16 protein-coding genes are annotated in these 14,392 nt (G+C 39.6%); 2 read left to right on the forward strand and 14 right to left on the reverse strand.

Going from position 1 to position 14,392, the window contains the following annotated elements:
- Positions 1-206: 206 nt before the first annotated feature.
- Both KI210_RS04920 and KI210_RS04925 read right to left on the reverse strand, forming a co-directional pair.
- Entirely contained in the window at positions 207-713 is a 507-nt protein-coding gene (locus KI210_RS04920; protein ID WP_246487326.1) for a hypothetical protein, read from the reverse strand.
- A 98-nt stretch (positions 714-811) separates the two neighbouring features.
- The gene (locus KI210_RS04925; protein ID WP_212780789.1) at positions 812-3,235 is read right to left on the reverse strand and encodes a glycoside hydrolase family 3 C-terminal domain-containing protein; all 2,424 of its coding nucleotides are present in this window, start codon (positions 3,233-3,235) and stop codon (positions 812-814) included.
- A 179-nt stretch (positions 3,236-3,414) separates the two neighbouring features.
- Here KI210_RS04925 and KI210_RS04930 point away from each other — a divergent pair, with 179 nt between their 5' ends.
- Both KI210_RS04930 and KI210_RS04935 read left to right on the forward strand, forming a co-directional pair.
- Entirely contained in the window at positions 3,415-4,128 is a 714-nt protein-coding gene (locus KI210_RS04930; protein WP_212780790.1) for a LytR/AlgR family response regulator transcription factor, read from the forward strand.
- Positions 4,128-5,450: an ATP-binding protein gene (locus KI210_RS04935; protein ID WP_212780791.1), complete on the forward strand. Its 1,323-nt coding sequence runs from the start codon at positions 4,128-4,130 to the stop codon at positions 5,448-5,450. The genes KI210_RS04930 and KI210_RS04935 overlap by 1 nt, the downstream gene beginning before the upstream one ends.
- Positions 5,451-5,486: 36 nt before the next feature.
- Here the strand turns inward: KI210_RS04935 and KI210_RS04940 are convergent, their stop codons facing one another.
- The 12 genes from KI210_RS04940 to atpE form a co-directional block, all read right to left on the reverse strand.
- Complete coding sequence (locus tag KI210_RS04940) at positions 5,487-6,680, reverse strand: FtsW/RodA/SpoVE family cell cycle protein (protein ID WP_212780792.1); 1,194 nt, start codon at positions 6,678-6,680, stop codon at positions 5,487-5,489.
- Between the two features lie 17 nt (positions 6,681-6,697).
- Positions 6,698-6,925 carry a DUF2969 domain-containing protein gene (locus tag KI210_RS04945; protein WP_212780793.1) on the reverse strand — a complete coding sequence of 76 codons (228 nt, stop codon included), beginning with the start codon at positions 6,923-6,925 and terminating at the stop codon, positions 6,698-6,700.
- A gap of 26 nt (positions 6,926-6,951) precedes the next feature.
- Positions 6,952-7,257, reverse strand: a complete 306-nt coding sequence (yidD, locus tag KI210_RS04950) for a membrane protein insertion efficiency factor YidD (RefSeq protein ID WP_212780794.1) — start codon at positions 7,255-7,257, stop codon at positions 6,952-6,954.
- A 12-nt stretch (positions 7,258-7,269) separates the two neighbouring features.
- Positions 7,270-8,259 carry a rod shape-determining protein gene (locus KI210_RS04955; RefSeq protein ID WP_212780795.1) on the reverse strand — a complete coding sequence of 330 codons (990 nt, stop codon included), beginning with the start codon at positions 8,257-8,259 and terminating at the stop codon, positions 7,270-7,272.
- A gap of 81 nt (positions 8,260-8,340) precedes the next feature.
- The gene (locus KI210_RS04960) at positions 8,341-8,571 is read right to left on the reverse strand and encodes a DUF1146 family protein (RefSeq protein ID WP_212780796.1); all 231 of its coding nucleotides are present in this window, start codon (positions 8,569-8,571) and stop codon (positions 8,341-8,343) included.
- 63 nt (positions 8,572-8,634) lie between these two features.
- Positions 8,635-9,075, reverse strand: coding sequence for a F0F1 ATP synthase subunit epsilon (locus tag KI210_RS04965; RefSeq protein WP_212780797.1), 441 nt, complete (start codon positions 9,073-9,075; stop codon positions 8,635-8,637).
- Positions 9,076-9,086: 11 nt separating this feature from the next.
- Positions 9,087-10,526, reverse strand: coding sequence for a F0F1 ATP synthase subunit beta (atpD, locus tag KI210_RS04970; RefSeq protein WP_212780798.1), 1,440 nt, complete (start codon positions 10,524-10,526; stop codon positions 9,087-9,089).
- Between the two features lie 22 nt (positions 10,527-10,548).
- Positions 10,549-11,511, reverse strand: a complete 963-nt coding sequence (locus KI210_RS04975) for a F0F1 ATP synthase subunit gamma (RefSeq protein ID WP_212780799.1) — start codon at positions 11,509-11,511, stop codon at positions 10,549-10,551.
- 10 nt (positions 11,512-11,521) lie between these two features.
- A complete protein-coding gene (atpA, locus tag KI210_RS04980) occupies positions 11,522-13,033 on the reverse strand; it encodes a F0F1 ATP synthase subunit alpha (RefSeq protein ID WP_212780800.1) in 1,512 nt (503 codons plus the stop codon).
- A 13-nt stretch (positions 13,034-13,046) separates the two neighbouring features.
- Positions 13,047-13,595 carry a F0F1 ATP synthase subunit delta gene (locus KI210_RS04985; protein ID WP_212780801.1) on the reverse strand — a complete coding sequence of 183 codons (549 nt, stop codon included), beginning with the start codon at positions 13,593-13,595 and terminating at the stop codon, positions 13,047-13,049.
- Positions 13,595-14,107, reverse strand: a complete 513-nt coding sequence (atpF, locus tag KI210_RS04990) for a F0F1 ATP synthase subunit B (RefSeq protein WP_212780802.1) — start codon at positions 14,105-14,107, stop codon at positions 13,595-13,597. The genes KI210_RS04985 and atpF overlap by 1 nt, the downstream gene beginning before the upstream one ends.
- Before the next feature lie 45 nt (positions 14,108-14,152).
- Positions 14,153-14,377 carry a F0F1 ATP synthase subunit C gene (gene atpE, locus KI210_RS04995; RefSeq protein WP_212780803.1) on the reverse strand — a complete coding sequence of 75 codons (225 nt, stop codon included), beginning with the start codon at positions 14,375-14,377 and terminating at the stop codon, positions 14,153-14,155.
- Positions 14,378-14,392 lie beyond the last annotated feature (15 nt).

Below are 14,392 nucleotides of genomic sequence, written 5' to 3' on the forward strand. Positions count from 1 at the left end.
ACTGAAGTCAGTTTATTATCTTTCTTAATTAACCCCACTTCATGAAATCTTGATAGATAAAGTCAATTGAAGCAGCTACTCCCGGGTACAAACTACAGCATAATAAATTCCACGTATTCAGAAAAATAGTAATTAGTAAAAAATAGAAGATATGTGGAATTTATTGAGAAAAAAGGCACAGTGTTACCTGTGCCCTTCTATCTTGCCTATTTCATTATTACAAATTTCATCATTGGCCAATTAATTGCTACCTGAGCAATAATATTGCAAATATTAGCAATAGTTGAAGAACCACCCCCAACGTATGGATTTAGCACGGCTATAATGTGCGGTGGCATCCAAACAGAAACAATACCTGCTACAACTACAGTTACAATATACCAAAACAGTTTCCAAGCTCCAAATTTAGCTCCGAAAACCATATCCCTTTGAACGAAATAATTAACTACTTGAGCACAAATATATGCTAAAAGGAATGATACGAATCCTCCCAGTCCACCAGAAGATTTGGCAGAATAATCAAAAATCCACCAACTAAACGGCTGCGTCATATTTTTAAAGAATAATAAAGATGATAGCCACAAAACAACGAAGTTAGTAATCGTAGCACAATTACTTAATAAGTTAAATACGATAAATTGATATGTCGTAGGATATTTCACTTCAAATTTTAAAATAGCTTTGATTATACCGTTATGGCGATATTTCAGCATCCACTTTGTTAAGGCATCATCGTTTTTATCTAGTTTATCAATATCTGAATCAGTTGCTTTTCTGATTTTTTTGTTTTCTTTTGTCACTTCATCTGAGCTCATTTCTGTTTCTCCTTTGGATACCATTTGGACTTTTTTATTGCTTTTTGGTTAGCAAAATGATCTTTGATCAATCTTCCAGTACCTCGCCAGAAATGCCCATTAATGATAAAAAGAATATCATGTGCCATCTTACTGTTGATTAGATCTCCCGTCATCTTATTCATTGCTCTGAAAGGCATATTGTAATTAAATAAAAAGTTCAAATTAGGTTTGCCGACAGCTAAACTTTGATCAATCTTCTTTTTCAACCAACCAGCTGCCATTCGCCCAATCCAACCCTTAGCATGATGCATTTCCATAAGTGGATCGTTGTAACCTATTTCTTTATTTTCCTCATTTATTGGTAAAGAGGAGCCATAAAGTTTAGCAAAATCTTGATCCGTTATATGTTTAAGATCGGCCTTTCGGTACTTTTCATACCATTCATTTTGTGGAACGCTGACCATAAGACCATCAATCGAGACTTCGCTAGTCAAAACGATATCTTCTGCATTTCTACCAATCATTATTTGATACGTTCCACTTTCAACTTTCCATAAATGTGAGTCAGGATCCCAGAATCTAAAGGTATAATTATCGAATGGAATTGTTACCAATTTGGATTCACCTGGAGCCAGACCGACTTGTTTAAAACCTTTTAATTCCCGTTTTGGGCGAATAAGCGCTGAATCCTTCTTTCCAACGTAAAGCTGTACAGTTTCAATCCCTTCCCGATTACCAGTATTTGTAACTTTAACATTGAGACCATTTTTATTTACCTTCAAAACAGAATAATCAAAATGGGTATAGCTTAAGCCAAACCCGAATGGAAACAGCACTGGTACGTCGGAAGTTTCATAATATCTATAACCGACAAAGATACTCTCTTTATAATTCACATTGCGTCGCTTTTCAGGGAACTCATTATCAAATGGAATGTCCGTTTCTTTCATGGGGTAAGTTTCTGCTAAACGTCCACTTGGATTATATTTTCCAGTTAATACTTCCCACATTGCACTAGCACCGGCTTCACCACCCAAATACCCATGAACCAAGGCATTTACATCTCCAATCCAAGGCATGGTAATTACTGCACCACCTGATAATACTAAGACCAGCGGTTTTCCAATAGTAGCAAGGGCATGAATCAGTTGTTGCTGATTATTAGGAATATCTAGTTTTTTCCGATCAAGGCCTTCAGATTCAGAACTTTCAATTAATCCTGCACTCAAAACAATAACATCGCTATTTTTACCAACATTTACGGCATCATCAATCAATGTTTGATTCAACTTATCCGTCCGTTCATAACCTTTAGAGTAACCAGAAATTGTAACATTGTAGTCTGCCGCTGTATCTTTTAAATTTTCTAATTCATGAGCATTGATCAAACTAGAACCAGCTCCTTGATAACGTGGACTTACTGCAAAGTCCCCTATTAGTGCAACTTTTTTACCTGGCTTCAGAGGCAAGATATGATCTTCATTTTTCAACAAGACGATGCTTTTCTTTGCTGCTTCACGGGCGATTTGGTGTTGGTGTGGCCAATCTACTTTGGTATTTTTTTTCTGTTCTTCCAGGGTCACTAATAATACATCTAAAAATTCATCTATTCTTTTATCTAGTACACTTTCCTTTAAATTCCCACTGTTAACTGCATCTATTACTTCTTGGGCTGAGTTCATCCCTAGCCCGGGCATGGTAACATTACTTCCGGCCTTTAATCCGGCAATATGATCATTATCGCCTCCCCAGTCAGTTACCACATAACCTTTAAATCCCCATTCATTTCGTAAAATGTTAGTCAATAACTCAACATTCTCATTTGCATAAATACCATTGATTTCGTTATAAGAAGACATGATTGACTTTGGCCGGCCTTCTTTAACAGCAATTTCAAAATTTGTCAGATACAATTCATGCAGAGCACGCTCATCTACAACAGAATTAGAAGCCATTCTTCTAGTTTCCTGGCTATTAACTGCAAAATGTTTTGGCGTAGCCACAGTCCCATTTTCTTGTATTCCCCGAATCATACCAGCGGCCATTTTTCCTGCTAAGTACGGATCCTCACTGTAATATTCAAAGCTCCTACCACCACGTGGGTTACGTTTGGTATTAAGTGCTGGTCCAAGTATCTGTTGAACTCCTAAACTACTTGCTTCAACACCTAAAGCCTTTCCTACCGACTCGGTAACATTAGGATTCCAACTGTTAGCTAATGTTGCTGATGACGGAAAGCAAGTAGATAGTTCACTGCCATTTAAGCCTAGATGGTCTCCGGCGCCTGACTGCTTACGCAAACCAAATGGACCATCAGACAAAAACATATTAGGTACTTTTCCTTCTATTTTTCTGGTTTGCCATTCTGATTCCCCTGCCGTCAGCATTGCTTTTTCTTGTAAGGTTAATTTATTTATAATATCCTGATGAGCAAGCATGTTTTACTCCTTTGTAATAACTTTGTACAATCACATATTAGCTAAAAAGTGTAAGCGTTTTTACAAAAAGTGCATTTTTTGACTCAAATCTGGCATTTTTTGTAGTGAAGTCTTTCGAAAAAAAGCTAAAATAAAAACAAGCAATATTTTAAAACTTACCAATGTAATGGAGGAATAAAATGAAAGTAGCGATTGCCGAAGATAATCAGCAAGAACTAGATCAATTAATTCATTGTTTTAAGCAATATGAATCGGATCATCAGGAGAATATTGAAATTTTTCACTTTGATACTGGTATAAAATTATTGGAACATTTTAACCAAGGATTTGATATAGTTTACCTTGATGTACAAATGCCAGGTATATCCGGCATGGACACAGCTGAACAAATTCGCAAACAAGATTCCGAGATCTTAATCGTTTTTGTCACTAACTATGTTCAATATGCTATAGATGGATACCGTGTCAATGCCTCAGATTTCCTATTAAAACCGGTTAGCTACTTTAGTTTCAGTGAGCATTTCAAAAAAATAGAACAACAATTAAAAAGACGTGAAGATTCCGTGATGGTTAATACTTCCGATGGAATGGTTAAAATTCAGCTTGATGATCTGTACTATGTAGAGAGCCAAGCACATAAGATAACTTTTCACCTGGAAAATCCTAACCATTCCACTATTGAAATTACAGACTCGATGAAAAATATGGAGGAACTCCTTTTACCATATGATTTTTATCGCTGTAACAACTCTTTTATAGTTAACTTGAAATACGTAATGGGGGTTTCCGGTAACACTGTGAAAGTAGGTAATTATAAACTTCCTATCTCGCGACCAAGAAAAAAAGGTTTTATGAGTGCTTTAACTGATTATTTAGGAATGGGGCTTATTTAATGAAGTTCGTCACTTTGCCTGACATTCCAAGAATATACACTGCATTAGCAGAATGGCTTGCATGTATGCTAATGATTTCGCAAGTTCCCTCCAGCCAGAGAAGACGAAATGTATTTTTCTATGCTTTTGGTGCAGGTATAATTCAAATTTTACTCCAATTTTGGGCAGGATCATTCTCTCTCAGTTTTTGGTTAGTAGGAATGGCTTTAAACGTACTTTGGATGTATTTAACGATTTGCCTTGAAACAACTCCAATTACTACTAGGATTTATCACACATGTAAAGCCTTTATATTTGCAGAATTTATTGCTGCCCTTTCTTGGGAAGCATTTTCTTTGTTAGCTGTAATCGGGAAATTTACTACACACACTTTAATTCCACAATTTTTTATGGCAATTTGTTATGCCTTATTGATTTTTGGAATGTATAAACTACAACAAATCGAAAGAATTCACTACGGACTTCTCAATATTGAGAAAAAATCTGCTTTAATTAGTCTACTCTTAATGATAATTTTATTCCTAATGAGTAATGTCAGTTTTCTATGGACTACTAAAAATCCACTGATTGGCAATTCTACCACTGTTTTTACTATTCGAACTTTTGTTGATCTATGTGGATTATTAATATTTACTTTATTAGAGAACCAACGGTTTGAACAGTATCTGGCTAAAGATTTAGACAATATGAACAACATGTTCAAACTTCAGTATGAAGAATATCAAGCATATCGCGAAAGCAGTGATATGGTGAATCGAAGATTTCATGATTTAAAACAGCAACTTGATGTAATCGCCCTAGAATCTGATGAAAAGAAAAGACTTTCCTACATTAACAGTTTAAGAGATGATATTAAGCAGTATAAAGCGGATGTAAAGACTGGTAATCCAATTGCTGATGTAGTTTTAACCAGAAAAAATGCATATTGCATAGATAATGACATCCAATTGACATGTATTGCAAATGGTAATCTGCTAAAAGGTATTGAAACTATGGACTTATGCAGTCTACTTGGAAATAGTCTTGACAATGCGATTGAAGCAGTTTTAAAGATCCCTGATAAACATAAACGTTTAATTGATATAAGGATTACTCAACGTGGAGACATGGTGATTTTTCGAATCAAGAACTACACCAGAAATAATTCTCCAATTTCAAAACATGAACTTCCCAAAACAACTAAAAAAGACAAGTCTGCTCATGGATATGGTCTCAGAAGTATCGCAATTATCAGTCAAAAGTATAATGGAACTATGACTATAAAAAAACAGGATCATTGGTTTGCTCTACAAGTACTATTTCCAGCAAATATCGCTAAATAAAAAAACTCTTGCAAACTTGCAAGAGTTTTTGTGTAATTAAAAGTCACCGGCAGTACTAAACATGTAGTCCTTATTATGGAACTTCATTGATAGAATTAATCCAATTCCGATCATATTTCCTAAAAGGGCTGACCCACCTTGTGAGATAAATGGCAGTGGAATACCAGTAAGCGGCAACAGGTCGATGCTCATCCCAATATTTTCAAATACGTGGAACAGAATCATCATAATAATCCCGGTTGCAATATAAGAATAGAAAGCATTTTTGGTTTCAAACGCGGTTCTAACCATTTGCGTAATTAGGTACAAATATACCAAAATAACGCTAACGCAGCCTACAAAACCAAAGGTTTCACCGATTACTGAGAAAATCATATCAGACCCACGGACTGGAACATAAACAATAATTTTAGCAAATCCATTGCCCCATATTTGACCAGATCCGATCGCCTTCATACTTTGCCATAATTGATAGGCATTTGATGAAGTATCGCTTGAAGGGTCTAACCAGGAATTGATTCGGTTAAACTGATAAGTACTGAACCAATGGCTTAAGAACTTCTGACCCCAACTGGTAGTGACCAGTAAAATCAAAGTTACCCCGACCGCGGCTCCAAAAATTCCAAAAGGAATAATAATTTTCCAGGTAATCCCTGAAACTAAAATCACCCCGATAACAATCGCAATAAAGACCAACATCGTCCCGAAGTCATTTTGCAATTTCAAAAGCACGGCAACTGGCAGGGTCCAGCCAATAATTTTGCCCAACAAAATCCAATCATTGCGCAGATTGTGGGCATACTTTTGATTATGGTCACTTACAACATGTGCCTGCATCAAGATGAAGGCTGGCTTCATCAGCTCCGAAGGTTGAAAACTTAAGGAACCGAGTTTAAACCAACTTTTTGCACCGTTATTGGCTGCGGCTGTTCGGTCATAAAAGAACAGAACCAAGATCAGTAATAGGATACCGACGCCATAAGCAATCGGTGCAATTTTATATAATTGTTCAGAATCGAATTGCATGATGAAGACAATGATGACAATTGAGATCAGATACCATACGGCCTGCATAATCATTGCCCGATTAGGTGAACCCAAATTGCTTTCATCGTTTGAATAAGCCACATAAATAGCATAGACGCCAATTGCGGCTAGGATAATTACTGGAAAAATAATATTCCAGGCAATTCGATCAATAACGCTTCTTTTATTCTCTACTTTTGCCATTCAACATCACTCAATTATTATTTTTCGTGCAGGGCGAAGTAAGCTAATAGCGTATTAATACTGCTTTCTAAACTCTTATCAAACAGTTCCTCGCCTGTTTTATTGGTAGTAGCACGATAACGACCATTTATTTCTTCAATCAGACCAATGGTCTTCCGGTTCGGAATGACAACTTCCCAAGTAGGAACGTTTCTCCCCTTTAGTTCATTGATTTCAACCGGGATATTCTCAGTTTTTTTACTCATATCATTTGTCAGCAATTGCTGACTTCTTATCCTTTCTTAGCTTTTTGCTCAGTATGAAAAGCTTGGGCAATTACTTCATCTTCGTAACGTTCCGGATGCGGATTGCGAAAGATGGTAAATTTATCCGGTACTGGATCTACGCCGCCACGTACAAAGGGATTACACCTTAAAATTCGCGCAATTCCCATTATTAAGCCCAATAATAGACCATGCTTCTTTAATGCATCAATCATGTAGGTTGAACATGTAGGCCAATACCGACAAGAATCGGGCAAAATTGGCGATAGATATCTCTGATATAAACGCACAAGTCCAATTAAAATACGTGACAAGTAACTCACCCTTTAATGACGCTGATGCTTTTGAATATTCTTCAACAAAGTCCCTGTTCCGAGGGCTACCGCTTCCAGTGGATGATCGGCAGTTAAGACGGGAACTTGTAATTCAGCCGCAATCAACTGATCAATTCCATGCAATAAGGCGCCGCCACCAGTCAGCATAATGCCGCGGTCAATAATATCGGCAGAAAGTTCTGGCGGAGTACTTTCCAGCACGCTCTTGGTCGTCCGGACAATACTCATTAGGCCGTCATGCATAGCTTCTTGAACTTCAACTGCTGAAACCGTAGTTTGTTTTGGCAATCCTTCAACCATATCGCGTCCACGAACAGTAATTGTTTCATTAGGATCTGGCTCATAAGCCGAGCCAATCTCAATTTTAATTTGTTCCGCAGTCCGTGACCCAATAAGCAAGTTATGCTTATTTTTGATGTAGTTCATGATATCTTGGTTCATCCTGTCACCGGCATAGCGCAAAGATTGCGAGGTAACAATTTCACCCATTGATAAAACTGCAATATCGGTAGTTCCCCCACCAATATCAATAACTAAATTACCTTGCGGTTTGAAGATATCAAGTCCGGCACCAACAGCAGCGACTTTCGGTTCAAAGTCTAAGTAAACATTGCCACCACCGGATTTTTCGGCAGCCTGAATAATTGCCTTTTGTTCGATGGAAGTCACGCCTGTTGGCGCACAAATCAAGATATTAGGCTTAGCCATAAAGCCTTTAACATTTAACTTTTCAATAAAATAGGACAACATTGCTTCGGTAATGTCAAAATCGGCAATAACCCCATTTTTTAAGGGGCGAATGACGCGAATATTACCAGGAGTTCTACCCACCATTTCATAGGCGTCAGAACCTACAGCTACTACTTTATTACTTTCGGTATTGACCGCCACAACTGATGGTTCGTTTAAAACGATTCCCTTGCCTGATACGTTAATCAGGACATTCGCGGTCCCTAAATCGATTCCTATATCTCGTGCCACGTTAATCCTCCTAAATATACATGCTACATTTTACCATAAATGCCTTTATTTAGACGGTTGCAGCGTGTGCTTTAAAGAAGTTTAAAACAAATTGCTTAATTGCATGGATGTATCAATAAAGGCAATGAAGAAGCTGCCTACAATATAGCCTAAACCAATGGCGAAAAGCAACAATAAAACTTGGCTTTCAAAGATGTGTCCAGGTTTCATAAATTTTGAAACATCGACATTTTTCACTACTTGAAAACTAATGCCCACAAAAACAATGTAAATAATGATATTAACGACTGCATGAATACCCAATGCTTGCATAAAATTCCTCCTTCTGATAGCGAAAAAAACGAATGCACCTAAAGTGCATTCGTTCTTTTTTAATTAATGCTTATAGCGATTATAAACACTAATCCGGTTAACAGCACGCCGCAGGGCCACTTGAGCTCTTGCAATTGATTGTTCATCATGCTTGGCTTCAGCTTCCTTGATCCGCTTTTCAGCGCGTTCTTTGGCAGCTTCTGCTCGGCTAAGGTCAATATTGCGGGCACGTTCAGCACTATCGGCAATAATTGTTGCGACATTATTTGAGAATTCCAAATATCCGCCGTTTACTGCGATATGATCAACACGCTGGCTCATTTCCCGGCTGCGCTTAACTGTAACTTCACCAATTGCTAACGGCGTCAAAAGCGGAGTGTGATTAAATTGAATCGATCTTTGACCATCGACAGCGCGAAAGTCAATGATAGATGTCAAGTGATCATAGATCACACCACTATTAGTTACCACTTTGACGGTGAACAGGTGCTCTGGATTTGCCATTGCACATCACCCTACTTTTCTAACAAAGCTTGAGCTTCTGGATCACTTGGAGTTACCCCCATGTCCTTAGCCTTCTTAACAGCGTCTTCAATTGGTCCAACTAAACGGAAGGCATCTTCTGGTAAATCATCCATATGACCGTCCAAAATCATCTTAAAGCCTTTGATCGTTTCTTTGATTGGAACGTATGAACCTGGTTGACCAGTAAAGGTTTCAGCAACGAAGAAGTTTTGTGATAAGAAGAATTGAATCTTCCGTGCACGAGCAACAATTAATTTTTCTTCATCGGATAATTCGTCCATACCCAAAACGGAAATGATATCTTGCAATTCATGGTAACGTTGCAAAACATGCTGAACGCGAACAGCAGTATCATAGTGTTCTTGTCCAACAACTTCCGGATCCAAGGCACTTGAAGTTGATTCAAGCGGATCAACAGCTGGATAAATACCTTGCTCAACCAGACTACGTTCTAGGTTAGTAGTAGCGTCCAAGTGAGCAAAAGTGGTAGCTGGAGCTGGGTCAGTATAGTCATCGGCAGGAACGTAAACAGCTTGAATAGAAGTAATTGATCCCTTCTTGGTAGAAGTGATCCGTTCTTGCAATTGACCCATTTCAGTTGCCAAAGTAGGTTGATAACCAACGGCACTTGGCATCCGTCCCAAAAGGGCAGAAACTTCTGAACCAGCCTGGGTAAATCTAAAGATGTTGTCGATAAAGAGCAACACGTCTTGACCTTCAACATCACGGAAGTATTCAGCCAAAGTTAAGCCAGTTAGGGCAACCCGCATCCGGGCACCAGGCGGCTCGTTCATTTGACCAAAGACCATGGCTGTCTTGGCTAAAACACCGGATTCTTTCATTTCATAGTAAAGGTCGTTCCCTTCACGGGTTCTTTCACCAACACCAGTGAAAACTGAAATACCACCGTGTTCTTGTGCAATATTGTGAATTAATTCTTGGATAATCGTGGTTTTACCAACACCGGCACCACCGAACAAACCAACCTTACCGCCTCGAACGTATGGTTCAAGCAAGTCAATAACTTTAATCCCAGTTTCAAGGATTTCGCGACTGGTTGTCAGTTCTTCATATTTAGGTGCTTTTTTGTGGATTCCTTCGCGTGGATGATCTGCAGGGAATTCTTCCCCACCATCAATTGGTTGACCCAAGACATTGAAAACTCGACCTAAAGTATCTTCGCCAACAGGGACGGAGATTGGGCCGCCAGTATCTTCAACTGTCATTCCGCGTCGAAGACCATCGGTAGATTCCATTGAGATGGTTCTTAAAACACCATCACCGAGTTCCAAGGTGACTTCAAGGATGATTGATTCATCTTCTGACTTAATAACGCGTAAAGCATTATTAATATCAGGTAATTCTTTATCAAGAGGGAATTTTACATCGACCACAGGGCCGATAACTTGAACAATTTCACCCTTACTCAAAACATCTACCTCCTTTTCTTTTTTACTCTAGGGCATTCGCACCACCGATAATTTCAGTAATTTCGGTAGTAATTTGTGCCTGTCTAGCACGGTTTAATTGCGTTGTTAAAGTTGAAACCAAATCGTCAGCGTTGTCACTGGCACTCTGCATGGCTGTCATTGAACTTGCATGTTCTGCGGTCTTGGCATCCAAGATGGCACCAAAGATGGTTGAACGTGCATACTGTGGCAGGATGCTAGCCAAAACGGTTTCCGGATCTGGCGCAACTTCATATTCTAATTTTTCGTGAGCGTCCGCTTCAGACACACCGATATCAAGGTCAGAAATCGGCAACATTTTTTCAACCCGGAAGGTACTTGAAAGTGAGTTCACGTGGTGGGTGTAGCAAACATACAACTCATCATAAACACCGTTTAAGTACATCTTGATTGCGGTTGAGACGATCGGCAAAGTTTCTTTATAGGTTGGAACATCGCTAATCCCATCTTTTTCGTAAACAACATTAACATTGTTTTTCTTAAAGAATTGGGCGCCAACTGAACCAACTGCTAAAACCTTCGCAGATTTATGTTCAATCTCTGAATCCTTCAGCAAGCCCATCACATTTTTGATCGCATTGCTATTGTAGGAGCCAACCAAACCCCGGTCACCGGTAATTACCAAATAACCTGTTGATTTGACTTCATCGCGACCCTGAATCATATCAGCAACAATCCCTGGTCCAAACATTTCTGAATAGTCCAAGTTGTTCATGTTATTTTCATTAACACGACTTTTTTGTTTACCAAAATAATTAACTAAAGTGCTGGACATCAAACGAGATACGGTTTGCCGAACATGATCATTATAAATGGTATATTCTTTATCGCGTTTCTCAGTTTGATTAAGCTTAGATGCCGAAACCATTCTCATAGCCTCGGTAATCTTACCGGTCTGCTTAACTGAAGCAATCTTTTTCTTTAACTCAAGTAAGGATGCAGGCATAATCTACCTCCTACTTTGCACTTGGGGTAAAGCTCTCAGCAAAGTCTTTAATAGCAGCATCAAGCTTATCAGTATCTGGCAATTGACCAGTTTCTTTAATATGCTTGAGCAAATCTGCATGGCTGCTGTCAAAGTTATCGTATAATTCCGTTTCAAATCTTTGGATGTCTTCAACTGGAACAGCATCTAAGAAGCCGTGAGTTAAGGCATACAAGATAACAACTTGTTTTTCAACCGGAATTGGATCATGCAGCGGCTGCTTCAAAACTTCTACAGTCCGCTTACCACGGTTCAACTTAGCTTGAGTTGCTTGATCCAAATCACTACCGAATTGTGCGAAGCTTTCCAAAGCACGATATGAAGCCAGGTCAGTACGTAAAGTACCGGCAACCTTCTTCATAGCTTTAATCTGAGCTGCCCCACCAACACGAGAAACTGAGTTACCAGCGTCAATGGCTGGCCGAGTACCTGCAAAGAACAAATCACTTTGCAAGAAAATCTGACCATCGGTAATTGAAATTACGTTAGTTGGAATATAAGCTGAAATGTCCCCAGCCTCGGTCTGAATAAATGGCAAGGCTGTCATTGAACCCCCACCTAGTTTGTCTGACAACTTAGCACTACGTTCCAATAAACGTGAGTGCAAATAGAAGACGTCACCAGGGTAGGCTTCACGACCAGGCGGACGACGGAGAAGCAAGGAGAGTTCACGGTAAGCGACGGCTTGTTTCGACAGGTCGTCAAATACGATCAACACATGCTTGCCATTGTACATAAATTCTTCACCCATCGCAGTACCAGCATATGGTGCAATATACAGCATTGGTGCTGGTTCTGATGGACCGGCTTCAACCACGATAGTGTAATCCATCGCACCGAAGCGCTTTAAAGTTTCAACTTGAGTTCTAACGGTTGAGTCCTTTTGACCAATCGCAACATAAATACAAATTACGTCTTGACCCTTTTGGTTCAAAATCGTATCGATCGCCAAACTCGTCTTACCAGTTTTACGGTCACCGATAATCAATTCACGCTGACCACGACCAATTGGTACCAAAGCATCGATGGCCTTAATACCGGTCTGAAGTGGTTCACTAACTGATTGACGATCCATAACGCCAGGTGCTTTAGCTTCAATAGGCCGCGTTTTATCGGTCTTGATTTCACCTAAGCCATCCACTGGCTGCCCTAACGGATTTACAACCCGGCCGATTAAGGCGTCCCCAACTGGGACTTGCATAATTCGACCAGTCCGCTTTACTCGGTCACCTTCACGAATATCATCAAAGTTACCCAAAATAATGATACCGACATCATTAGTTTCCAGGTTTTGAGCGATACCGTAAGAACCGTTTTCGAATTCTAGCAGCTCATTTGCCAAGACATTGTCAAGGCCATGAGCGCGGGCGATCCCATCACCTACGTAAGTAATGACACCGACTTCGTCGATATCAAGCTTATCATCGTAGTGTTCAAGTTGTTGCTTGATCAAAGAGCTAATTTCTTCCGCTTTAATGCTCAATGGTTTCACCTCTTTACTTTTTATCTATTAATTGACGCCGAATCTTGGTCAAGCGATGCTTGACTGATCCATCGATGACAATATCTCCAACTTGGAGTACTGCCCCGCCAATAATACTTGGATCAACTTCATTCTCTAGACGCACGCTAGACAAATGATACTTCTTAGCGTAGCCATCACTTAGTCGACTTAATTCGTCAGAGCTAAGCTGATATGAAGTAGTCACTGTTCCGCTTGCGACACCCTTTGCCTTGTTGTAAAGCTGATTAAAGAAAGCAATAATCTCAATTACAACATCAAAGCGATTGTAATCCAAAAGCATGTTTAAGAAGTTTTGTACTTCTTCAGATAAGTCACGCTCAACACTGGTCAACAGTGCTTCCTTATCTTTGCAATTGAGGATTGGATCACTTAGGGTAGCCACAAACTTAGGATTTTCCTTTAGTGCGATAGCTAACTCGTTCAGTTCAGCATGGATCGCATCAAGATTGTGCACATCTTCCGCATAACCGAACAAAGCAGTCCCATAGCGTGCTGCAATTTCCTCTCTACTTAAAGCCATTAGTCATCCAGCCCCTTAATAAACTGATCAACTAAGTCTTTTTGATCATCAGCAGAAAGATTCTTAGCAATTACTTTTTCAGCGATTGCAACTGAAATGTCAGCCACTTGGTCGCGCGCATCATTAATTGCGTCAGCCTTTGCTTGTGCAGCATCAGACTTAGCTTGCTTGCGGATTTGGGCAGCTTGATCGTTAGCATCTGCTACAATCTTCTCGCCTTGCTTTTGCGCGTTCGTCTTAGCGTCAGAGAGAATTTGCGTTGCTTCTTGTCTTGAATTCTTCAAGGCAGCTTCGCGTTCATTGGCCAGTGTTTCGGCCTTTTTTCTGTTAGCTGCAGCTGAATCCAAGTCGTCAATAACCTGTTGCCGACGCTTTTCCAGCATATCTTTTACTGGGCCCCAAGCATAATGCTTAACGGCAACCAATAAAATGGCAAAGCAGATTAAATACCAGATCATATCTCCGAAATATAACTTCCCGGATTCTGCAGCAAACAATGTTTGAAATGTCATTTACTGCCCCTTCTCTCATTCAGATAAATCGTTGGTTCCGACAAATTAAAGAAAGAGAATCAGGAACGCAATAACGATAGCCAAAATAGGAACGGCTTCGATCAAACCAACACCGATGAACATTGTTGATTGCAGCTTACCTGCACTTTCAGGTTGGCGAGCCATACTTTCAATGGTTCTGCTGATAACTTGACCGTTACCGATAGCAGCAGCTAAAGCCGCAATCCCGGCTGCGATAGCAGCAGCAAGATATCTTAAACCTTGTTCCATAAAAACAAACCTCCG

The sequence above is a fragment of the Lactobacillus corticis genome, assembly GCF_018327645.1.
GTDB lineage: Bacteria > Bacillota > Bacilli > Lactobacillales > Lactobacillaceae > Lactobacillus > Lactobacillus corticis.

Coding starts and splice junctions, on each gene's coding strand:
- KI210_RS04920 (WP_246487326.1), bottom strand. CDS start 713: ATGCTGAAATATCGCCATAACGGTATAATCAAAGCTATTTTAAAATTT.
- KI210_RS04925 (WP_212780789.1), bottom strand. CDS start 3,235: ATGCTTGCTCATCAGGATATTATAAATAAATTAACCTTACAAGAAAAA.
- KI210_RS04930 (WP_212780790.1), top strand. CDS start 3,415: ATGAAAGTAGCGATTGCCGAAGATAATCAGCAAGAACTAGATCAATTA.
- KI210_RS04935 (WP_212780791.1), top strand. CDS start 4,128: ATGAAGTTCGTCACTTTGCCTGACATTCCAAGAATATACACTGCATTA.
- KI210_RS04940 (WP_212780792.1), bottom strand. CDS start 6,680: ATGGCAAAAGTAGAGAATAAAAGAAGCGTTATTGATCGAATTGCCTGG.
- KI210_RS04945 (WP_212780793.1), bottom strand. CDS start 6,925: ATGAGTAAAAAAACTGAGAATATCCCGGTTGAAATCAATGAACTAAAG.
- KI210_RS04960 (WP_212780796.1), bottom strand. CDS start 8,571: ATGCAAGCATTGGGTATTCATGCAGTCGTTAATATCATTATTTACATT.
- KI210_RS04965 (WP_212780797.1), bottom strand. CDS start 9,075: ATGGCAAATCCAGAGCACCTGTTCACCGTCAAAGTGGTAACTAATAGT.
- KI210_RS04975 (WP_212780799.1), bottom strand. CDS start 11,511: ATGCCTGCATCCTTACTTGAGTTAAAGAAAAAGATTGCTTCAGTTAAG.
- KI210_RS04985 (WP_212780801.1), bottom strand. CDS start 13,595: ATGGCTTTAAGTAGAGAGGAAATTGCAGCACGCTATGGGACTGCTTTG.
- atpF (WP_212780802.1), bottom strand. CDS start 14,107: ATGACATTTCAAACATTGTTTGCTGCAGAATCCGGGAAGTTATATTTC.
- atpE (WP_212780803.1), bottom strand. CDS start 14,377: ATGGAACAAGGTTTAAGATATCTTGCTGCTGCTATCGCAGCCGGGATT.